Here is a 21,078-nt window from a genome sequence, read left to right as displayed (position 1 = left end):
GTGTTTCTTTTGAAGCATGAGGTTATTAGACGCTTTGTATACTATTAAATTAATCAGAATATTAAAGGTAACCAATGTATACAATAAGTAAACTCGCGAAAGAGTCAAATGTTGGTGTAGAGACCATTCGTTTCTATGAACGCAAAGGCTTACTTGAACAACCCATCAAACCAATGCAGGGATACAGGCAATATACAGAACAAGCACTTTCAAGAGTATTGTTCATAAAGCGTGCACAGTATTTAGGTTTTACGTTGGCGGAAATATCATCATTATTAATATTAAGTGCTAGTAATTGTGAAGATGTTCAGCAACTCGCTGAGCAAAAGCTTGCAGTAATTGAAGATAAGTTAAGAGATTTGCTTAACCTTAAAGAAAGCCTTGTCTCACTTGTTTCAGACTGTAAAAATAATCCAAGTGATAAAGATTGCCCGATCATTCAGTCACTCCAACCGTAAAATGACACATCACTTGACTCCGTACCCATATACGGAGTTTATACTGTACTTAAAAGAACAGTTTAATAGACGTAAATATGGTAAAAAGTAGTCAACTATCAATCTTAGGCGGGCTTGCCGCAGCAATCGGTGCCAGTGCCTGCTGTGCTGGGCCACTTGTTTTGCTTTTGTTGGGTATAAGTGGATCATGGATTAGTCATTTAACGCTCTTAGACCCTTATCGTCCTATTTTTATATTCGTGGTTGTGGTTTTATTTGGCTTTGCTGGGTGGAAAATACATCAGTCTGTTGAAAACTGTGCAGATGGCGAGGCATGCGCAATTCCAAAGGTAAGAACGCGACGAAAAGCAGTATTTTGGTTTACAACACTGTTGGCGTTTGTTTTTGTTACAAGCAACTACTGGATCATATGGATCGTGTAGGTGCTATCACTTAACTCTAATTGGAGAGAAAGATGAAGAAGTTATTGATTACAACATTATTGTTGATAAGCAGCACGGCAACGTTTGCCAAAGATGTGACTGTTACGTTAGAAATTCCGTCCATGGATTGCGTAGCGTGCCCGATAACGGTAGAAAAAGCACTTGAGCGCGTTAAAGGCGTTAAACAAGTGGAAGTGACATTTGAAAATAAACTTGCTGTTGTAACATTTGACGATGAGGTGACAAATCCTGATGCATTAACGAAGGCTACAAAGAATGCTGGTTATCCTTCATTGGTAAAGTCGTAACGCCTTCGCTAGTTGAACGTTAATAAAATCCTCTGAGGAACACAAAACTATGACGAAAATAGAACTTTCATCGACGATTACTTGCCCTCATTGCAGTTACAGCCAGCAAGAAGAAATGCCAACCACGGCATGCCAATTTTTTTATGAATGCACTAAATGCAAATCACTGCTAAAGCCTCTGAGCGGCGACTGCTGCGTTTATTGCTCATATGGAACAGTTAAGTGCCCTCCAATCCAAGAGGGCAGGAGTTGTTGCAATTAGCAGATTAGCCAATTATTCAACTGGCTATGATTTCTGCAAAAATCATGATCTACCAACTCTCGGTGCAGTAGTGTTAATATCATTTCTAGGCTACATAAAAAGTTCGTATTTAATTCTTAGTTTTGCCCAATTTAATGTTGAATAGGAGGAGTCCAAATAGGTCATTCATTTTTTATAGAGCATAGCCGAAATACAGCAAAGAAAGCGCTAATCGCCTCTCTACATGGCGGCATTCAACAAAAACTATATTTTCAATTAATGAAAATGAAGGCGTTCTATACACAAGCGGTACCAGTGACTTTTATCAAACTTATCCTGGCGCATATGTTCCAAATCCATTAAAGATAGAAGTATATGAAAATGATTCATCATTAGAAGAGGAAATTTCAGGCCTGACCAAAATGACCAATAATAACAGTCAGTTAGATGGGAGATTACCGATTACGCTTGAGTGTGCGCAAAAAGAAAGAGATGTAATGAATATATTGATCTAGGCGAAAAACCTTAAGTCAGTAATCGTTTTTACTGTAGCACCTATTATGTCTAATACTGTTCAGTATTAGACATAGGGTAAAGAGTAAGTTATATTGTTACTATGTTAATCGACAACCTATACGTTTTGGCCACGACTAAACCCACACCTTTGTTTCCAACCTATGCTGAACTGATTGAGCTGAGTATTAATGACTATCCGCAGCTGTCTGCCTATCTAGATAATCAACCTGCATGGATGAAGCAACATTGGGTCTGGGCAAAGGATTACCTGCTGTATATCGGCCGCAACAAATCTGAGCATACTTACGTGCGTTTTCGAAACGACATCGAAAAGTTTTTGCTCTGGGTATTTATGGTTGATAAACAGCCTGTCGACGATTTACGCAAAGCCGATATTTTGCGGTACGTTGATTTTTGTGTTGCGCCACCAGTTAAATGGATAAGCACTCAGCTACATGACCGATTTAGTTTAAGCAGCGGGTATTTTACTTCAAATCTCAAATGGACACCATTCAGACAAACACCACCAAAATATGATAAAGACCGCGTTCTTGATCCTAAAAAATATAAACCGTCCCTACAGACCTTAGAATCTATATTTGTTGCACTCAGCTCATTTTACCGACACCTGATTGATGAGGAAATTTGCTTCGGTAATCCCATTCCGCTGGCCAAGCGTGATTGCAAGCATATGATAAAAAATAGCCAGGTAAAAACTATCAGCCGGTTAACAGAGCACCAGTGGCAATATCTGCTCGACATCGCAGTTGAGCTAGCCGATACAGATGCCCTATTCGAACGAAATTTGTTTATCGTATCTACGATGAAAACGCTGTTTCTTAGGCTTTCTGAGCTTTCTGATAGGCAAGATTGGACACCCGTAATGAGTCATTTTTGGACAGATGAAGATAATAATTGGTGGTTTAAAGTATACGGTAAAGGTAAGAAAATACGTGATATTACCGTACCGCAGGGTTATTTGAGTTACTTAAAACGCTATCGCGAGTGGCGCGGTCTTTCCCCGCTGCCATCAAAGGGTGAGCAAACCATATTAGTAGAGAAGATAAGAGGTCGTGGCGGGTTAACAAGTCGCCAGATCAGTAGGCTCGTTCAACAGGTATTTGATTCTGCATATGAAAAAATGAAAAAAGAACAAGGTCTTGACGCGGCTCAAAAACTAAATGAAGCTACAACACACTATCTTCGCCACACAGGTGCAAGTATGGAGATTGAGCGAGATAGACCGCTAAAAGACTTGTCTGAAGATTTAGGTCATTCGAGTAGCGCCACTACTGACACAGTTTATGTTCAAGTTGAAAGGAAAAGGCGCGCATCTTCTGGTAAAGACAGAAAAGTAGAGTAATAACTTTGTTAAAACATCGAGGAAAGTCATTACTTATTGCAACTTTCTCTTTTATTTAACGAATTCAACAAATTGGAAATTAAAATGAAAGACTTAATAGATAAACTTTCTTCATACAATTTATTTAATAATTTGCTTCCTGGCGTCGTTTTCGTCGCAATTGCATCTAACCTTACTGAATATAATCTTATTCAAAAAGATATTCTGATAGGCGTGTTTTTGTATTACTTCGTTGGTGTGGTAATTAGTAGAATAGGATCTATCATCGTTGAACCAATACTAAAATTTATAAATTTTGTTAAATTCAGCAAATACTCTGATTATATCAATGCAAGCAAGAACGATGAATTAATAAAAACACTATTAGAAGTTAATAACATGTATCGCACGCTTCTCTCGCTGTTTTTGTGCCTAGCTTTATTGAAAGCATTTGAGATTCTAACTATTAGCATACCTACTTTAGCCAATTATGCGATTGAAACTACCACATTATTTTTGTTTATTTTGTTTGCTTTCTCATACAGAAAGCAATCAAACTATATTTGTCAACGCGTAAATAATGCGACAAATAAAACTAAGGAGCTGTAAATGGTTGCTAAAATCACATATTTCCCTGTTGGCAATGGGGACATGACACTATTAACGACACAAAACGCTAACTGTATTTTGATCGACTGCAACATAAGAAAGTCTGATGAACTTCCCGATGTTGTAAGTCAGTTACGTGAAAAGTTGACTCGCGATAGCGATGGAAGGCTTTTTATTGACATATTTATATGGAGCCATCCGGATGAAGATCATTGCAAGGGGATAAAAGAACATTTCCACTTAGGGAAAGCTGAAGATTGGAATGAAAAAAGTGATTTAATCTTTATAAATGAAATATGGTCTAGCCCGATAGTTTATCGAAGGGCATCCAAAAACAAAGCAACAAATGGTGGACATGTCTTATGTGATGACGCTAAAGCACTCAATACAGAAGTGAAACGAAGAGTCAAACTATATAGAGATGAGAAAAATCTAACTATCGGAAACAGAGTAATCATTTTAGGTAACGATGAAGATGGAAAAACGGACGACATACAGGATATCGTAATGCAACTCGACACTGAAACATCAATAATTAACGGTGTTACAGACTCTTCATTCAATGCAATGTTACTAGGGCCTTCGCAAATATCAGAACTGGATGAGGATGAAGATAAATTAGGAAAGAATCATTCAAGCGTCATATTTAATTATAAATTATCTTCCGGGGAAGTTAGCGCACGTTTTCTGAGTGGAGGAGATGCAGAGGTCGTTTGTTGGGAACATTTATATGAGAGATTGAAAAAAGATAACTCGTTAGAGCATTTAGAATACGATGTTTTGCAGAGTCCTCACCATTGTTCATGGCGCAGTATATCTCATGATAGTTTGAGCAAAGCGAAGGAAGATGGCACGGATGCGAAAGTTTCTGATACTGCAATGAATGCACTTAAAAATGCTAAAGCAAATGCAATTATTATATCCAGTAGCAATACAATATTGGATGACGATAATAATCCGCCAGCTTTTAAAGCAAAACAAGAATACACAAAAATAGTAGATGGAGTTAGTGGCAGCTTTAAGTGTGTAGCAGACCACAGAAAAAACGGTGACAATGTGCCATTAGAAATAGAAATTAGTGACGATGGCATTTTAATAAAAGCAATTGCAACGTTAGCTACCTCAAAACGAGCAACAGCATCGGCCGTCAATAGGGACGGCGGGGATGGATATGCATGAATACTCAAATTTAATAGATACGTTGCTATCCCCTTACAATACTAGAAGACTTTCTACTCTAGAGTTGAAAAATTATCAAAATTATAGTTTTGGGTGGCACGTTACTGAAAAATTACTCTCAACAAATAAAACAGTAACTATTGCTTTATTATGTAAGGAGAGCTTCCTGTATGATATACCTAGCGTATATTTGTTAGAGCCTAAACTAGCACCGTTGTCTTATCCTCACATAGAAAAGGATGGCAAGCTCTGCGTCTGGCCATCTAGTTTTATTGTAGATAATTCGAATGAATTTATACTCGAGTTGTTGAATGATGCATTCTTACTGTTAGACAAAATTTTTAATGATGGTTTGGAAGAGGATTTCAGAAACGAGTTTCTTAGTTATTGGTTTTATCATTGTAGCTCTGCGCTTAACTATACCTCAATATGTCGACCAGATAACAGAACCACACGTCAAATAACTACCTATAAAAATAAGAAGCTAGGTATAATATTTGGTGATAATGAAAGTCAACTCACCGAATATTTAGACAATAGAAAATATCTACAGAAATCTGGAAAGATAAGAAAGAGGCAGATTGGTAGTTTTCAGACTAGTGCTCTCATTTGTTTCACTAGAGCTTGGTTACCTGACGAATATCCAAAAAAGGTTAGCGATTTTTTCAAACTAATAATCCAAGAATTTGGAGACGGAAGCGACGAAGTCTTAGCGATGGTATGCACCGCACTTTCAAATCGGTATAGTCAAGCTCCATCCGTGCTAGTCTCGTTTGAAACAGAGAATGGTGTATGTTTCTCTTCTCTTGAGTTTAAAAAAGGTTTTTTGCATCGTGAAAGGTTTAATAACAGATCGGTTCAAAATGGCTTCAGAAATAAGATACCTGCTCAACATATTGTTGATCATTTTTCAAACGTAAGACTGACAGGCGGTTCTGTAAAACGAAATGACCTAAGCTGGATTTTAGGAAGAGACGTAAATCATTCTTGGCAAACTCTGCAATCACATAGCGTTACAATTATTGGTTGTGGCTCTGTTGGTGCGCCAGTCTCCAAGCTTCTAATACAGTCCGGAGTACAGGAATTACTTTTATTTGATGACGATATTTTTAAATCAGAAAACACTTCTAGGCATTTATTAGGGTTGAATTACGAAGGTGTTTCTAAGGCTTATGCATTAGCGGACTATTTAACCAATAATTTTCCTCATGTGAAAATTCATTTTTTTGAAGAACGTTTCCAAGACGCCGTCAAAGACAAAGATTGCATGAATAAATTAGAGAATAGTGACCTTATATTAAGCTGCACCGCTGAGTGGAAGACGGAACAAGAGCTGTTAGATTTACAATCTGCATTTACCTTAGGTCCAATTGTTTTCTCTTACGTCGAAGCGCATGCAATGGCTGGTCACGTTGTTGTTAATCCAGCAGATTCAAACGCTTTTAACTCGCTTCATTTCACTAAGGGACAAAACGTTGGGAAAATGAAATGCTCGGTCACCAGTTGGGAACATCCAACAACCGTAAGAATTCCAGCCTGTGCTGGGGAATTTCAACCATATGGAATAGTGCCTCTCACGCGTTTACATGCTCTTTTATCAGAGGTCGTATTGGACCTTTTGCACGAAAAAAATGATAGTGACATTGTTGCTACGCATTCTGTTTGGATTGAATCAAAAAAGAGATTAGTTGAACAAGCTGGTAGCTGGTCAAAGGAATGGATTGAAACGTATGGTGAGCTTGGCGCCGGCAATATATTGCGAAAATATGTTCTTAACGATAACAAATGGTTGATAAAAAATGACTAAGTTCATATGTGACGAATTTGAAATGACTATTACATTTGAAAAGGAAGTCATGAGTATTTTATCTAAATATCGACAAACTGGGTGTAAAAAAGAATCCGGAGGACTACTTTTTTCAAATAAACTTGACAGCAATAATATATTTATAGACATGGCAACTCCGCCAACCAGGCAAGATATTAGAACCGTGAATAGATTTAAACACAACAAGCTTACATCCCAAAAGTTAATAAATGAATGTTTTCTAAAAGGGCTTTACTATATAGGCGATTGGCACTCTCACTCACAGCTAAATCCTCAGCCGTCTTGTAAAGACATAAAAACCATCAATAATATTTATCAGTCATCTCAACATCATTTGAATTATATTATTATGCTTATAATTAGCAAAGATAAAGACTTCTCTAAAAGCTATATTGGCCTCACTGATGGAAAAAAGTTAGTCCAATGTATCCCTTACAGCTAACTCATTAATTCGTAATAATAGTTATTATTGCGAATTGACTAAACTTTCATTTCATAGCTGATAATGTCCAACTTAATTGACTTGGTGTAGACTTATTTATGTTATAAATTTACGATTGCCTATGAAATTAGACTGTGAAAACATTTTCGATGTCACACCAGTGACTTCAAATCAAGCTGCCATCGATTAAGAGCTTTCTGATGCCACGATTGAGATCCATAACTTATTAGATTTTAATAAACCTATAAAGAATACCGCAAAAGTACTTGGCGTTACGCCAGCTCAAGCTCGGTATTTAGCCAAAGGGGATATAGAAAGTTTCAGTATCTATGAGTTGAAAACATTTCTAGAACGGTTGAAATGAACAATGTAAATCGAACTGTAGTCGAGTTTGACGATATCCCCAAATTGCAACACCAATGTCGTGAAAACTAACACACATCATCAACCAAAATTCCCATTCAACTTAAACCCAGCAACACGCCAAAACGGCACTTTGTTGGATGAAACCTAAATTGCATAATGATAGGCCCGAGGGCTTCGTAATACTAATGATATTCCATCAGGCGATAATAGTAACGGTAACGCTAGCTGAAAATAGTGAAATTAAATAATTTCTATATATAAATTAGTTGCTTAGATGAAAACATTGGAAATCAGTGTCCTAAACGGTAGTTCAGCCATACATTGGTTACCTTTAGTATTTTGATTAATTCAATAATATAAAAACGTCTAATCAACTCATACTTTAAAGTAGATATTTACGCATTTATTGAAGAGGATAATACTAATTGTTACCTTAAATGCGACAAAGACGCTCGGTAATTTGACCGACACATTCCCTTGGTAATCAAACTAACGCATCTATCAGAACATGGAAGTATAATAATTTTCAAAACTGATTTAATAAAAACCAATCTACTACGGAACATGCAAATAATTTGAGTACAACTGACGCACATTAAGTTCAAAATGTTAAAGATCTAAATCAGAACTATTCGCTATACGGCGAAACGGCATTTTATTAAGGTAAATCAACAATGACGCGACAGCAACGTGAACTTCAAACTAAAATACCGACTGATGAGCAAGTCTATACTGTAGACGAAATGTTTACATATATGCTTAGCAATAACAGCAGTTAATTTATCTTATATCGGTATCTTTCTTCAAAAAGAATAAGGGTAATGATACCGGGACAAAGATTTTTACGAACCACCATGATCGCTAAAAACCAAAAAGATATGTTAGTTAGTACGAGCCTTTCTTGATGCCTCGACAATCTCAGTTCTAATTCGTTTTGCATTTTTTTCCATTTGCAAAAGTAACCCGTTTCTCTTGTAGGCTTTTGCTTTTGCTCTCATTGATCTTTCCATAGCAGTCATGAATTATTGTACCTCCAAAAAAACTAACGTCTAAAAGTCATTTCTCACTTAATTGAAAACAGCATCTACAATCAATAGCATTTTATGTTTGAAACAAGATATAAGGGATGAGCACACAAAGAATTGTAGCAAGCATTTTACTTGCCGCAAACAACTGCATAACTATTCATCTTTTGAAAACTTTAATTTACTGAGAAGGGTGTACCCATATTACAAGGAATGAAACCGATTTAGATGGAGGAATGTACCCAAAATAGAAGGTTGTCCGAGAAGGCTGTGAATAACTTTGTGTGTTTATAGTTAATTTAACATAATATACATTATGCGCTATTGTGTATAATTATCCCAATTAGTGGATAAGTCCTCTAGTACGAACAGATTATCTGTTTGACGTTTATATTAGGTCTTTTCGAACGCGCTTCTACGTGAATAAAACTGAGTTATCACCTTGATTACCGATTTTAATTAAATCTAAGCGATGTAATTATTGTGAGTTAATTAATGTGGATTATTGAACGTAATTAATTGTGAATAATAAAATGTTTTCGATGTTAGCTTCGTTTATAACAATTTAATTAGCGATACTGATTATCTTGCCATGGGCATCTTGGTCTTCTAGCAAAGTTTTAAAGTGTAACCACGAAATCGGTTTGGAAAGCAAATAGCCTTGGATTGAATCACATCCCAGTTCTTTAAGTATTTTAAACTGTTCTTCTTTTTCGATCCCTTCAGCAACGGTTTCTAAGTTAAAAGATTTGGCGATTGCTAGTATCGATTTGACTAATGTTTTCTTCACTTCGTTCGTCGAGTTCAAATCGTCTATAAATGACTTATCAATTTTAAGGCAATCAATTGGATAATTTACGATCTGTGAAAACGCTGTATATCCAGTGCCGAAGTCATCGAGCGCTAAACTTAAGCCCATTTTTCTTATCTTGTTAAGTATTTCAATACTTTGTTCGTCTATTTCGATTAGGCTTGTTTCTGTAATTTCCAACTCTATTTGTTTCGGGTTTATTCGATAGTCTTTGATTAATTCTGCTAAAGAATCAGTGAAATTCACATTATTAAGCTCTTTCGCGGAGATGTTAATACAGACAACTGTTCCTGTATTTTCAAAAATACTTTTGTTTAGATACATATGTTTAAAAGTGGTTTCGATGACCATTAGATCAATATTTTGAATCACACCAAACTCTTCAGCAATGGGTATGAATTGCTCTGGACCAATGCCTTCAAGGTCTTGAGAGTTGCATCTTAGTAGCACTTCAACTTTATGAATATACAAATCGTAGGCTCTAAATATTGGCATGTAAGCCATTGAAAACTGATTATTATCTACTGCTTTTCTGATGTCTTCTGCAATCTTCTTTCGAAGATAAATGATGTCTCGTACATGTTCATCAAAGAATCTGAAGTTAATTGTGTGGTCTTTTTTGGCACAATACATAGCTGAGTCGGCTCTTGATAGTATATCCTCAAAATCATCTTTATTAGGGTCAAAAGCTGTAATCCCCATACTCAAACCAGTTTTTAATAGCCGATTATCAATAACGATTGGCGCAAGAAACCTGTCGAATATTTTATTCGCTAGTTTGTTAGCCGCGTTATGACTGATCCTACTAATAATTAGCACAAACTCATCGCCAGCTAGCCTTGATATTCCAACGTTGTTTAGATGTTTCGGCTGCGTTATGACAACCTCTTCAACAATCCTGCCTATTTCTATAAGAAGACTATCGCCAACAGCGTGTCCATGCGTATCATTTACCTTTTTGAATCCATCAATATCAAAATAGAATAGATAGCCTTTTCGTCTGTTTTGTAGATTCCTACCTTTTTTATAGGACCAATCTGTTATGCCTCTTCTGTTTAACAAGCCTGTTAATGCATCTGTGTTTGATATTATTTTTAAATGCCTAGCTTGACGCACAACTAAGATGATAATGGCAATTAGCCACGCTAAACAAATAGCTTGAAATAGCTGTAACTCGTTTATCAGCTGGCCGTGAAAAACGAGCTTTTCAACTTTGAATTTGTAGTCCCCTACTTCATTCATTTGGTCTGTAAGTATCTCGATAAATGCGACGTTATTTAGCTCGACCTGTGCATTTTCAAAGCTTATGTTTTTGTCTTTTATCCACCAATCTTCAACTTGAAAAGTATTAAATGGAATGAATAAGGTCTTTTCTTCAACAGAAGGTGCAAAAGTTATAGAGTTGAATTTTAATGAAACGAAGTCATTCGGTTTTGAATATGCATTATTGTAATTACGCAAAGATACTTTAATACGGTTGTTTTCGACTGGGGATTCATAAGCGAGCTTGAGTTCTAGGGCATCAAAAACACTAAGATCGTACCCTTTGCTTAAGTTAACCATATTTGCAGATGCGCCAGCTCCAATAGCGATACTTAAGCCACAAAGCGAATAGTTGTCATCATCCGTTGTCTTGGTACACTTACCCGCGAACGGGATGGGTGTGTTTGTAGCATTTATATCTTGTTTACTAACATCGGCAATTTTATTTTCAAAAGCACTATTGGTCGCACTACCTTCGACGATTACTGTCACAATTGTCGGATGAGTACCGTCGGTCAAGTCCAAACTCGTGTTCATTAAGCCATATTTGTGAGCGCCGATTAATAGCAAAGTCGCTACAAATATGATGAAAGTAGTTCTTATATTGAAGTCTGAAAACACGCATAGTCCTGATGTTAGGGCACTTCAAGGCATTTATTTAAAAAACTAAAGACCTAGCACCTAGCAAAAATTAAGGACACAATTATACGGTTTAGTAACGAGTTTATGGGGGTTTTAACGAAGGTGTATTTATTCTTGGGTATAAAACTTGTGACTCATGTTTATATCACATTCAAAAACCTGAAAAACGCTTAAATAATCGATACTATACGAATACTCTAAACAGCAAGAGTGCATCTGTAAAACAAAAAACAAATGGGTATGAAGCCTGCGTTGCTTGCCCTCCTGTAATTATTTATATTGTAGTAATTATTTAATGTTTACAGTTTGAAATTCAGTCGCTTATAAACAAGTGTTAGACTAATAATATAGAAATCAGAAATAAAGTGGATACTTCCGCTGTTTACCAAGGATCTAAAATGAGTATGAATGTCGCATTTATCGGATTGGGTGCAATGGGTTACCCCATGGCAGGACACCTTTCTCAAGCTGGTTTTAATACTACCGTCTACAACCGAAACTCAGCAAAAGCAAATAGTTGGATAAGTGAGTTTCCAGCCGGCTCAATGGAAGTCAGCCCGAAGCAAGCCGCAAAGAATGCTAAAGTGGTGTTACTTTGTGTTGGTAACGATCAAGATGTAAGGTCGGTTGTTTATGGTGAAGATGGTGTTTTTGCGGGTATGTCACCTGGAGATATTTTAATCGACCATACGACAACATCAGCGGAGCTAGCGCAAGAGCTTTTTAATGCAGCCAAAGATTTAGATATACAATTTTTGGATGCACCCGTGTCAGGCGGTCAGGCAGGTGCTGAGAACGGAAAGTTAACGGTGATGCTGGGTGGTGAGAGTGATACGTATCAAGCAGTTATTTCATTGCTTGACTGTTATTCACAAAAACATCAATTGATGGGTGCTAGTGGCAGCGGTCAGTTAACCAAAATGGTCAATCAAATATGTATCGCAGGCATCGTCCAGGGCCTATCAGAAGCAATCCATTTTGCAGGTAAAGCGGGACTAGATACAAATGAAGTAATGAGTGTTATTTCAAAAGGTGCTGCTCAATCTTGGCAAATGGAAAATAGATCTAGCACTATGGCAAAAGGACAATTTGATTTTGGATTCGCCGTTGACTGGATGAGAAAAGACTTAGGAATAGTGCTTGATGAAGCTAAGAATAATGGCGCTAACTTGCCGATTACAGCTCTTGTCGATCAATTCTATGGTCAGGTTCAATCAAATGGCGGTGGCCGATCTGATACTTCGAGCCTAATTACGCTGTTAAATAAATAGATCGTATATTGAATTTTAGTCATAAAAAAGCCCTGTCTTTATTACGAACTTGCCCCTAAAGTTTAACCTATCACTTTAGGAGGCAATTCATTTTAACAGGGCTTGTTTCTCATAGATAGAAAGAGTGAGTGGCTCCCCTAGTCTATCAATTGCTGACTTAAGAATGTAAATTCTAGTGCGCTTCTTTTAGCTACTTCTTCTAAATTGGCTGACGCTGAGTGTCCACCATCAATGTTTTCATAATATTCAAACTTGTGACCAATTTTTTCCAAGGCATACGCCATCTTGCGGGCATGAGCCGGGTGAACTCGATCATCCTTAGTCGATGTCACAAAGAAAATCGGTGGGTATTCAGCATTTTCATCAATATTATGTAATGGCGAAATAGTCTCAAGAAATGCTCTTTCTTCTGGGATGTCAGGACTGCCGTACTCGCCCACCCATGATGCTCCTGCGAGTAACTTATGGTATCTAAGCATATCAAGCAAAGGCACTTGGCACACAACTGCGTTCCATAAATCTGGACGTTGGTTGTACATTACGCCCATCAGCAAGCCACCATTGGAGCCGCCCATAATACCCAATCGTCTAGCAGATGTGATTTTCTTTTCTATGAGAGATTCAGCAACTGAAATCATATCGTTGTATATCACTTGGCGGTTAGTTTTTAAGCCAGCTTGATGCCATTTAGGGCCAAATTCACCTCCACCTCTTATATTCGCTAAAACATAAACACCGCCTTGCTCTAGCCACAACTTTCCACGAACACCCGAATAGCTCGGAGTTAAAGAAACTTGAAAGCCGCCATATGCGTAAAGCAAGGTAGGATTTGAGCCATCGTAAGGAATGTCTTTTTTGCGGATCACAAAATAAGGCACTTTGACGCCATCTTTTGATGTTGCTTGAAACTGTTCAACAACAAGGTCTGCAGAGTCGAAGCGATTAGGTGATGATTTTGCAACACTTATCGAATTAGACTCCAAGTCTACTTTAAACAAAGTATCTGGTGATACAAAACTCTCCTGATTAATGAACACAATATCAGTATCGTCATTCGCTGATCTGACGGCTACAGTGCCACTTTCGGGTAGCGCTAATTTTGTGGATGTCCAGTTTCCGTCATAGTCATATGCAAAAACGTTACCAACCACATTTTCAGAAATCGTAAGCAGTACTTTTGATTTGGTAATAGATGATCTAGAAAGTGTCTGTTTTGCACTCGGTTCAAACACAACTTTAGCGTTTGTGACTTTGTTTGACGCCATCCATTCATTTAAATCAAATGACATTAAACTACCGTTCGTGAACGTTTCAGATAAGCCTTCCGGTTGCCAATTATCTTTTAAGCTAATTAGCAATTGGCCTTTAAAAATGCCAGCAGGATTGCTTTTCTCGGGAATGGGTAGTTTTTGTCTAGTATTGTCATCTTTTAGCCAAAAGTATTCTCTTGAGAAAAAGCTAGTGGAACGATAAGCCATTAAAACTTTATTGGTATCATCAATTTCCATAAGGAATGCACCCGCAGATACATCTGTAGGCTCACCTCTAAATATTTCTTTAGCTTCGTTTAAGCTTTGTCCACGCTTCAACAACTTGGCTATGTATGGGTAACCACTCTCAGTCAAGCTGCCCTGCCCCCAATCAGTGCCAACCAGCAGCGTATCTTTATCAAACCAAGAAATGTCGCTTTTTGCTTCAGGAATATAGAAACCGTCTTCGACGAAAGACTTCGTCTTATGGCTCCATTCTCTCGCCTCTGTTGCATCTTTGCCGCCATCAGAAAGAAAAACCATACACATATCATGTAAAGTATCGTGGCAAGTCAATCCTTTATAGACCCAATTTTTACCGGCTTCTTCTGCGAGCTTATCGAGGTCGAAAACAGTTTCCCAGTTGGTGTTGTCACTTTCGTACTCTTCTAAGGAGGTACGTCTTAAAACACCTCGTACTTGGTCTGCACTTTGCCAATAGTTATAAACATAGCCGTTGTAGTAGTTACCATAGGCGATTTTGTCTGTGGCATTCACTATATCCAATGCATCTTTTTTATACTGTTCATAGCGCTTGTCACTCATTAGCTTGTCTAAAGTCGTTTTATTCCACTCATTAACTTTAGATAGAGCTTGTTTGCCCTCAACCTCTTCTAGCCATAAAGGCGCGATCTCTTGAGATGAAGCTAGCTCAGAACCCTGAGCAGACTCATCTGCATTTTGCTCTGTCACTTTGTTATCTGAGCATGAAAATAGGAATGTCGTTGTGACAAACAGTGTTAATAAACTTTTTTTCATTTTGTATATTCCTTTTGCTTTTTCTTGTTCCGTTTTTACTAATCTTATTCGAAACTAAAAAATTCAAATTTATTTTGTGAGCATACGATACGTATAAGTCATTCTAACTTCAATGGAATATTACTTAGTAGTAAAAGCAAGTTGCCCCCTCAACAAACTAAATACACGAAAGCATCAAACATAAAGCAAATATATTTGTTTGCTCTTTACGCTTGCAAGCGTATTTGTTTGCTAGTATGCTTTTTCTTAATTAAAACTAAAACTAATATAGGAGTTATTTTGGTAAACAGTAAACCTAAACAATATGCTGTTTTGACTGCTGACATAGTGCATTCAACCAAGTTAAGCTCTGCAGATTATACAAAAGTCATGACAACACTGAAAAACCGGCTAGAGGCTCATGAAGAAAAGTATGAATGTAAGTTTGAGATATTCAGAGGTGATAGTTTTCAAGTACTTTATCAAAACATAGATGAGGCTATGAGCTCTGCATTGTCGCTGCGCTTATTTTTACAATCTGGGATCGAATGCAGCGCTGTTAAACTGACACAATCACTCGCGCTTGGCGAAGTAGAGTCAAGAACAAACAGTATCAGTAGTTCTTTAGGTGAAGCCTTTATACTATCTGGACGAGCCTTGGATGACGCTTCAAGAGGCGACATGCTTTTAAGTTTTGGAGAGGATTTCTCTTCTACCGACCTTTCTGTGTCCACACTGTTCTTGCGTCATCTTCTTAATGGGCTAACCGAAAAGCAATCAGAAGTTTTGTATTATTACATTGATTTTGATTTCCCTGAGCAGCAAGTTATTGCTGATCATATGAAAATGACACGTCAGAATGTTGCTACTCACCTAAAACGCAGTGGCGCTGAATTAGTTAAAGCTTACTTGCTAGGCTATCAAGAAATTTGTTTAGGAAAAACACAATGAAGCTTTTTTTCTTTCTGTTAGTTGCCCATTTTATTGCTGATTTTTATTTGCAAAAATACACGTGGATAATGTGTAAAGTCGAAAATAAAGAGCGCTCAATTGGCCTGTTTAAGCACATGCTTGTGCATTTAGCGCTTACCAGTGCTGCGATACTACTCAGTGGCGTGGCATTGGATTATAAGGCATTACTTGCCTTATTAATTATTATTTCAAGCCATTACTTAATTGATATTTGGAAAACTTACAGGCAGTTTGTACTCAAGTATTTCTTAATTGATCAAGTCGCACATATTCTGTTTATCGTTGCAGTGACACTGTGGTTGAACGAAGTGAAGTTTCAAAATGTGCTTGCAGATCTGCAAGCATTCTTCGATGCCAAAACGCTTATGTTGCTTGGTGCATATCTTTTTCTTTGTAAGCCTGTATCTTTGCTTATTACCCTCTCGTTGACAAAATACACTGAACAATTCAATGAGTCTGAGAAAGCGAATGAAGGTTTGGCATCCGCCGGTGAATCAATCGGCTATTTCGAACGAGGGTTAATCGCCAGTTTTATTTTACTTGATCAATTTGCTGGCGTTGGCTTCTTATTAGCAGCTAAAAGCGTTTTTAGATTTGGAGATATGAGAAGGCAAAGTGATCGAAAGCTAACGGAATATATTATGCTTGGCACATTATTTAGCTTTAGTTTTGGTATTGCTGTGGGCAAGCTGGCTGATTATTTATTGACCGTGCTTTAGGCGGTCTTTAATTTCACCTTTTCTCGAAGCGCAACGCTTTGAGCAATACTTTACTTCTTCCCAATTTAATTTCCACTTTTTCCGCCAGTTGAAAGGTAGCCCGCAGACCGGGCAAACCTTACTAGGTAGCTCAGACTTCTTCATTGTTCTCCAAATTCAGAAGAAATGTATCAGCATCCTCTAACATGTGCCCAAACCTTGTTTGGTCCATTTTAGACATGGTGCTATATATCATGCCCATTCTTGGGTTGTTGCTAAATGTCTTCTGATGCCGGTAGAGAAAATGCCAATATAAGTAATTGAATGGACAAGCTTGCGGTCCGGTTTTTTCTTTCACGCTATATTCGCAATTCTGGCAGTAGTTCGACATTTTATTTATATATGAACCACTAGCAGCGTATGGCTTACTAGCAAGTTTGCCGCCATCTGCAAACAAAACCATGCTACTAACATTCGGCATTTCTACCCACTCATAAGCATCCGCATAAACCAGCAGATACCACTCGTTCAACTCTTTTGGAGAGACGCCTGTGAGTAATGCAAAGTTACCCAATACCATCAAGCGTTGAATATGGTGAGCGTAGGCATGCTCTTTTGTGTCTTGAACACACTGTGACAAGCAATTCATTCGCGTTTCGCCAGTCCAATAGAGTTCTGGTAACTTTCTTTTGGCATTAAGGTAGTTCTTTTCTTTTAACTCAGGCATGAAATACCAGTAAAAACCTCTCACATACTCACGCCAGCCAAGTATTTGCCTTATAAAGCCTTCTGCGGAATTAATTGGAACATCCCCGTTTAGGTAAGCTTCTTCCGCAACTTTAATAACCTCTTCTGGCATCAGAAGCCCAACATTCAAATACAATCCGATATGGGAGTGGAATAACCAAGGGTTCCCTTCTAACATGGCGTCCTGGTACTGACCGAAATCATGCAGGCGAGTTTCGACGAACTCATTGAGTACTGCTAAAGCCCCTTCTCTATCGACAGCATAATGAAAGTGATCAAGTACACCAAAGTGCGATGAAAAAGACTCTTCAACAAGTGCTAATACCTCTTCCGTTGTTTTGTCTGGTTTGAATTGACTAGGATCGGGAATGTTAGGACTTTTGCCAAACGCTTTGCGATTATCAGCGTCGTAATTCCATTTTCCACCCTTCGGTTCCTTGTCGTCCATAAGTACACCAGTTTTTTTACGCAATTCGCGATAGAAAAACTCCATCCGATATTGTTTGCGATCCCCTGCCCATTTTGCGAAATAATCTTGAGACGCAATGAAGCGATTATCTTCTAAAATATTGACGGGTATATCTAACTTGTCTTGCCAAGATTTTACTTCTTCAAGTAAGCGGTATTCACCGGGATGTGAAATGACGATAGAGCTAAATTCCTGTTTGCTACATGACTCTTTAACTTGTTCAAACAGCGAACCTTTATTGTTTTCATCATTGTATTTTATGTAAATAGGCTTATAGCCTTGTTTATCCAACTCTTGAGAGAAATGGCGCATTGCACTAAAGACAAAAGCGATTTTTTTCTTATGGTGCTTTACGTAACTCGCTTCTTCTTTGACTTCTGCCAATAAAACTCTGTCTGACTCTTTATTATAGTTGGCTAGTGAACTCATCTCAAGATTCAGTTGATCACCTAGTAGAACAACCAGCTTAGTCATACGAAGTCCTTCAAGCGAGCGAAAGCATCTAAAGCGCGTTGGCGTGAAACTTTCAAATCAACGATGGGCTTTGGATAGTCTTTCCCCAACTCGATTCCACAAGCTTTAAGAATATCCTCTGGCGCTTCCCATGGTTTATGTATGAATTTTTTTGGAAGCCTGCTTAGCTCTGGGCAATACTGCTTGACGTATTCGCCTTCTTTATCAAATTTCTCACCTTGCAAAATAGGATTAAATACTCTGAAGTACGGCGAAGCATCGGCACCAGAGCCTGCTACCCACTGCCAACTGGCTGAGTTACTTGCCATATCAGCATCTAACAAAGTATCCCAAAACCAACGCTCTCCTTGGCGCCAATCTATTAAAAGGTTCTTCACTAAAAATGAACCCACCACCATTCTTACCCGGTTGTGCATATAACCTGTCTGATACAACTCACGCATCCCAGCGTCTATAATCGGAACGCCAGTTTTACCTAATTGCCACGATTTGAGATCCTCAGGGCTACTACGCCATGAGAAATGATCGAACTTCGCGTTAAAATTCTTATGAGGAATTTCAGGCCAGTGAAATAACAAGTAATAACTAAACTCGCGCCAACCTAACTCACTTAAGTACACGTCCAAGTCTTTATTATCAAACACATTTTCGAAGGCACCATGAATAGCATACCAAGCTTGATTAGGAGATATTTCGCCAAAGTGAAGATGAGGCGACAACAGTGACGTGCCCTTCACTGCCGGTAAGTTTCTAGCATCCTGATAACTCGTTGCTGCTTCGTTAATAAAACGCTGCAACCTGTCAGCAGCGCCGCGCTCTCCAGGATGCCACTGAGCTTCGATGTCTTTATACCACTGAATTTCAGGTAACAATTCCAGCTTTTCTAAGTCTGCTGTAGAAAATTCCACATTATCCACAAAATTGATTTGCGCTGGTTTTGATAATGGAAATCTTGGCGCCTGCCTCGTTAAACAGCCTTTTCTATAATACGGTGTGAATACCTTATAGGGCGTTTCGTCTTTCTTTAATACAGACATAGGCTCCCATAACAATGAGCCATTTAAGCTTTTAGCGCCGATCCCCGCTTTTTTTAACTCGTTCTTAATCGATTCATCTCTTTCTCTGTGCCAAGGTTCGTAGAGTCGGTTCCATATCACAGTGTCAGCTGAGTGTTCTTTCACTAGGTCCTTTAAAATATTTAAAGAACTACCACGTCTGATGATTAATTTGCCATTAAGTGACTCGTTTAAAGACAACAGAGAGTGATGAAGCCACCATTTGCTTGCTCCACCGAGTTTTGCATTTTCAGGTGTGTCATCATCGAGGATAAATACGGGGATAATGTTGCCATTGTCAGCAGCTAGCGTGAGTGCGGGATTGTCGCTAATGCGTAAGTCTTGTCTGAACCATACAATAATATTTTTAGCCGGCGTAGTACTCAATTTATAATTCCTTTCAATTGATGGTGACAATAATGAATATCGCTTACATGATTTTAAGCATAAGACATTTAAACAAATATTGAGAGGAAACAGATCATAATCTTAAATACTTCTTTTTCAGGCTAATTATTCGCCCGTTTCATTCTTTTTGGCTTCTTCAGCTTTTTTTAGCAACATGGCTCGCTTTTTCTGGTCTTGTTCCTTCAACCATTGGTTAAGTAATCTTATTTGTCCATTTTTATAGGCTGCGTAAGTTATGCGTAACGAGTTGGAGAGTACGTCACTATCTGTCCAGCCCGTTTTTTCCACGATTTCTTTATAGTTTTCCATCGCAGCCGGTGTGACGTAGCCCCGAATTAACTTTTTACCTAAGGACTTTTGCTTTTCACGAAATCGTTTCTGCTTTTCAGCATTAGCTGACTTTTTTGGATTTTTCATTTGTACAATATTTGCTTTAAAAACATTCAGTTTTGCCAGTGTACTGCAAAAAAGAGACTTTTTTTAGCAAAATTAACTGTTCGGAGTTGTTTAGCGTACAAGTGTTCGCTAAATTACACACTCTTATGGAAAACTAGTGTGTGATATGACAAATAAAAAATCAGAGTTTAATAAAGATGACCTATTAAAGTGCAGTACAGGCGAAATGTTCGGGCCTGGTAACAGTCAACTTCCCGCACCAAATATGTTAATGATGGACCGAATCGTAAAGATCACTGAAGAAGGTGGCGAATACGACAAGGGACATATCATTGCTGAATTAGATATTACGCCGGATTTGTGGTTTTTTGACTGCCACTTCCCTGGCGACCCTGTGATGCCTGGTTGCTTGGGCTTAGATGCGATGTGGCAATTGGTGGGTTTCTTCCTTGGTTGGTCAGGTGGACCAGGTAAAGGACGAGCTCTTGGTGTTGGTGAGGTTAAATTTACTGGCCAAATATTACCAACAGCGAAAAAAGTAACTTATGAAATTAACCTTAAACGCGTAGTTAAACGCCGTTTGTTTATGGGCCTAGCTGATGGCACTGTTTCTGTCGACGGTAAAGTCATTTACGTTGCGAAGGATTTGAAAGTCGGCTTGTTCCAAGATACTAGCGCCTTTTAATTATTTAATTGATTATTTATATAAGCAAAAAGCCCAACTTATGTTGAAGTGACCCCATTAAGTTGGACTCATTTCTAAGCGGCGACCAAGGCCTGATTTCGATATTGTGTCGGACTCAGGCCTTTTAGTTTTAGCTTAATGCGTTCGTTGTTGTAATAATCAATGTATTGTTTGATGTTTTCAA

Annotated in this window: 20 protein-coding genes; 13 read left to right on the top strand and 7 right to left on the bottom strand. The window is 38.1% G+C overall.

All coding sequences use genetic code 11. From position 1 onward, the window contains the following. Window positions 1–74 precede the first annotated feature (74 nt). The 9 genes from ACKLNX_RS00755 (at window position 75) to ACKLNX_RS00715 (ending at window position 7,345) form a co-directional block, all read left to right on the top strand. Window positions 75–458, top strand: coding sequence for a MerR family transcriptional regulator (locus tag ACKLNX_RS00755; protein ID WP_411694631.1), 384 nt, complete (start codon window positions 75–77; stop codon window positions 456–458). A gap of 77 nt (window positions 459–535) precedes the next feature. Next, a complete protein-coding gene (locus ACKLNX_RS00750) occupies window positions 536–880 on the top strand; it encodes a mercuric transporter MerT family protein (RefSeq protein ID WP_411694632.1) in 345 nt (114 codons plus the stop codon). A gap of 32 nt (window positions 881–912) precedes the next feature. Then, window positions 913–1,188 carry a mercury resistance system periplasmic binding protein MerP gene (gene merP, locus ACKLNX_RS00745; protein WP_411694633.1) on the top strand — a complete coding sequence of 92 codons (276 nt, stop codon included), beginning with the start codon at window positions 913–915 and terminating at the stop codon, window positions 1,186–1,188. Window positions 1,189–1,237: 49 nt separating this feature from the next. Further along, window positions 1,238–1,450 carry a GDCCVxC domain-containing (seleno)protein gene (locus ACKLNX_RS00740; RefSeq protein WP_411694634.1) on the top strand — a complete coding sequence of 71 codons (213 nt, stop codon included), beginning with the start codon at window positions 1,238–1,240 and terminating at the stop codon, window positions 1,448–1,450. Window positions 1,451–2,045: 595 nt separating this feature from the next. Beyond that, window positions 2,046–3,308, top strand: coding sequence for a tyrosine-type recombinase/integrase (locus ACKLNX_RS00735; protein ID WP_412970869.1), 1,263 nt, complete (start codon window positions 2,046–2,048; stop codon window positions 3,306–3,308). Window positions 3,309–3,392: 84 nt separating this feature from the next. Beyond that, entirely contained in the window at window positions 3,393–3,896 is a 504-nt protein-coding gene (locus ACKLNX_RS00730) for a hypothetical protein (RefSeq protein ID WP_412970868.1), read from the top strand. Next, window positions 3,897–5,075 (top strand): metallohydrolase, encoded by a 1,179-nt coding sequence (locus ACKLNX_RS00725; protein ID WP_412970867.1) that lies wholly within the window; start codon window positions 3,897–3,899, stop codon window positions 5,073–5,075. Next, on the top strand, window positions 5,062–6,882 hold the full coding sequence (locus tag ACKLNX_RS00720; protein ID WP_412970866.1) for a ThiF family adenylyltransferase: 1,821 nt from the start codon (window positions 5,062–5,064) through the stop codon (window positions 6,880–6,882). The genes ACKLNX_RS00725 and ACKLNX_RS00720 overlap by 14 nt, the downstream gene beginning before the upstream one ends. Before the next feature lie 49 nt (window positions 6,883–6,931). Then, complete coding sequence (locus tag ACKLNX_RS00715) at window positions 6,932–7,345, top strand: Mov34/MPN/PAD-1 family protein (RefSeq protein WP_412970865.1); 414 nt, start codon at window positions 6,932–6,934, stop codon at window positions 7,343–7,345. Window positions 7,346–9,301: 1,956 nt separating this feature from the next. Here the strand turns inward: ACKLNX_RS00715 and ACKLNX_RS00710 are convergent. Beyond that, the gene (locus tag ACKLNX_RS00710; protein ID WP_412970864.1) at window positions 9,302–11,431 is read right to left on the bottom strand and encodes a putative bifunctional diguanylate cyclase/phosphodiesterase; all 2,130 of its coding nucleotides are present in this window, start codon (window positions 11,429–11,431) and stop codon (window positions 9,302–9,304) included. Window positions 11,432–11,850: 419 nt separating this feature from the next. Between ACKLNX_RS00710 and ACKLNX_RS00705 the strand changes: the two genes are divergently transcribed. After that, a complete protein-coding gene (locus tag ACKLNX_RS00705) occupies window positions 11,851–12,723 on the top strand; it encodes an NAD(P)-dependent oxidoreductase (RefSeq protein WP_412970863.1) in 873 nt (290 codons plus the stop codon). Between the two features lie 137 nt (window positions 12,724–12,860). On the opposite strand, the gene ACKLNX_RS00700 is transcribed toward ACKLNX_RS00705, so the two are convergent. Continuing rightward, window positions 12,861–15,011 (bottom strand): prolyl oligopeptidase family serine peptidase, encoded by a 2,151-nt coding sequence (locus ACKLNX_RS00700; RefSeq protein ID WP_412970862.1) that lies wholly within the window; start codon window positions 15,009–15,011, stop codon window positions 12,861–12,863. Window positions 15,012–15,290: 279 nt separating this feature from the next. Between ACKLNX_RS00700 and ACKLNX_RS00695 the strand changes: the two genes are divergently transcribed. Continuing rightward, on the top strand, window positions 15,291–15,941 hold the full coding sequence (locus tag ACKLNX_RS00695) for a hypothetical protein (protein ID WP_411694665.1): 651 nt from the start codon (window positions 15,291–15,293) through the stop codon (window positions 15,939–15,941). Beyond that, a complete protein-coding gene (locus tag ACKLNX_RS00690) occupies window positions 15,938–16,681 on the top strand; it encodes a DUF3307 domain-containing protein (RefSeq protein ID WP_412970861.1) in 744 nt (247 codons plus the stop codon). Before ACKLNX_RS00695 ends, ACKLNX_RS00690 begins: the two co-directional genes overlap by 4 nt. Here ACKLNX_RS00690 and ACKLNX_RS00685 read toward each other — a convergent pair. The 4 genes from ACKLNX_RS00685 to ACKLNX_RS00670 all read right to left on the bottom strand — a co-directional run bounded on the left by ACKLNX_RS00685 (window position 16,664) and on the right by ACKLNX_RS00670 (window position 20,230). Next, window positions 16,664–16,825: a DUF2256 domain-containing protein gene (locus ACKLNX_RS00685; RefSeq protein WP_411694667.1), complete on the bottom strand. Its 162-nt coding sequence runs from the start codon at window positions 16,823–16,825 to the stop codon at window positions 16,664–16,666. The two genes, ACKLNX_RS00690 and ACKLNX_RS00685, sit on opposite strands and share 18 nt — an antisense overlap. Then, window positions 16,812–18,350, bottom strand: a complete 1,539-nt coding sequence (locus ACKLNX_RS00680; protein ID WP_412970860.1) for a cryptochrome/photolyase family protein — start codon at window positions 18,348–18,350, stop codon at window positions 16,812–16,814. The genes ACKLNX_RS00685 and ACKLNX_RS00680 overlap by 14 nt, the downstream gene beginning before the upstream one ends. Further along, on the bottom strand, window positions 18,347–19,792 hold the full coding sequence (locus ACKLNX_RS00675; protein WP_412970859.1) for a cryptochrome/photolyase family protein: 1,446 nt from the start codon (window positions 19,790–19,792) through the stop codon (window positions 18,347–18,349). Before ACKLNX_RS00675 ends, ACKLNX_RS00680 begins: the two co-directional genes overlap by 4 nt. 126 nt (window positions 19,793–19,918) lie before the next feature. After that, window positions 19,919–20,230, bottom strand: coding sequence for a hypothetical protein (locus ACKLNX_RS00670; RefSeq protein ID WP_411694670.1), 312 nt, complete (start codon window positions 20,228–20,230; stop codon window positions 19,919–19,921). 145 nt (window positions 20,231–20,375) lie between these two features. On the opposite strand from ACKLNX_RS00670, the gene fabA reads away from it, so the two are divergent. After that, window positions 20,376–20,894, top strand: a complete 519-nt coding sequence (gene fabA / locus ACKLNX_RS00665; protein ID WP_411694671.1) for a bifunctional 3-hydroxydecanoyl-ACP dehydratase/trans-2-decenoyl-ACP isomerase — start codon at window positions 20,376–20,378, stop codon at window positions 20,892–20,894. Between the two features lie 74 nt (window positions 20,895–20,968). Here fabA and ACKLNX_RS00660 read toward each other — a convergent pair. Beyond that, window positions 20,969–21,078, bottom strand: a 110-nt coding sequence (locus ACKLNX_RS00660) for an IS3 family transposase (protein ID WP_412970873.1), incomplete at its 5' end; no start/stop codon positions are given.

The organism is Glaciecola sp. MF2-115 (assembly GCF_047250385.1).
In the GTDB taxonomy this organism is placed as follows: domain Bacteria; phylum Pseudomonadota; class Gammaproteobacteria; order Enterobacterales; family Alteromonadaceae; genus Glaciecola.
This window is presented reverse-complemented; position numbering and strand designations above follow the sequence as displayed.

Excerpts from the sequence above, each read along its gene's own strand:
- ACKLNX_RS00705 (WP_412970863.1), top strand. The coding sequence starts at position 11,851 with ATGAGTATGAATGTCGCATTTATCGGATTGGGTGCAATGGGTTACCCC.
- ACKLNX_RS00735 (WP_412970869.1), top strand. The coding sequence starts at position 2,046 with ATGTTAATCGACAACCTATACGTTTTGGCCACGACTAAACCCACACCT.
- ACKLNX_RS00740 (WP_411694634.1), top strand. The coding sequence starts at position 1,238 with ATGACGAAAATAGAACTTTCATCGACGATTACTTGCCCTCATTGCAGT.
- ACKLNX_RS00700 (WP_412970862.1), bottom strand. The coding sequence starts at position 15,011 with ATGAAAAAAAGTTTATTAACACTGTTTGTCACAACGACATTCCTATTT.
- ACKLNX_RS00755 (WP_411694631.1), top strand. The coding sequence starts at position 75 with ATGTATACAATAAGTAAACTCGCGAAAGAGTCAAATGTTGGTGTAGAG.
- ACKLNX_RS00750 (WP_411694632.1), top strand. The coding sequence starts at position 536 with ATGGTAAAAAGTAGTCAACTATCAATCTTAGGCGGGCTTGCCGCAGCA.
- ACKLNX_RS00670 (WP_411694670.1), bottom strand. The coding sequence starts at position 20,230 with ATGAAAAATCCAAAAAAGTCAGCTAATGCTGAAAAGCAGAAACGATTT.
- ACKLNX_RS00715 (WP_412970865.1), top strand. The coding sequence starts at position 6,932 with ATGAGTATTTTATCTAAATATCGACAAACTGGGTGTAAAAAAGAATCC.
- ACKLNX_RS00680 (WP_412970860.1), bottom strand. The coding sequence starts at position 18,350 with ATGACTAAGCTGGTTGTTCTACTAGGTGATCAACTGAATCTTGAGATG.
- ACKLNX_RS00720 (WP_412970866.1), top strand. The coding sequence starts at position 5,062 with ATGGATATGCATGAATACTCAAATTTAATAGATACGTTGCTATCCCCT.
- fabA (WP_411694671.1), top strand. The coding sequence starts at position 20,376 with ATGACAAATAAAAAATCAGAGTTTAATAAAGATGACCTATTAAAGTGC.
- ACKLNX_RS00725 (WP_412970867.1), top strand. The coding sequence starts at position 3,897 with ATGGTTGCTAAAATCACATATTTCCCTGTTGGCAATGGGGACATGACA.
- ACKLNX_RS00730 (WP_412970868.1), top strand. The coding sequence starts at position 3,393 with ATGAAAGACTTAATAGATAAACTTTCTTCATACAATTTATTTAATAAT.
- ACKLNX_RS00690 (WP_412970861.1), top strand. The coding sequence starts at position 15,938 with ATGAAGCTTTTTTTCTTTCTGTTAGTTGCCCATTTTATTGCTGATTTT.
- ACKLNX_RS00685 (WP_411694667.1), bottom strand. The coding sequence starts at position 16,825 with ATGAAGAAGTCTGAGCTACCTAGTAAGGTTTGCCCGGTCTGCGGGCTA.
- merP (WP_411694633.1), top strand. The coding sequence starts at position 913 with ATGAAGAAGTTATTGATTACAACATTATTGTTGATAAGCAGCACGGCA.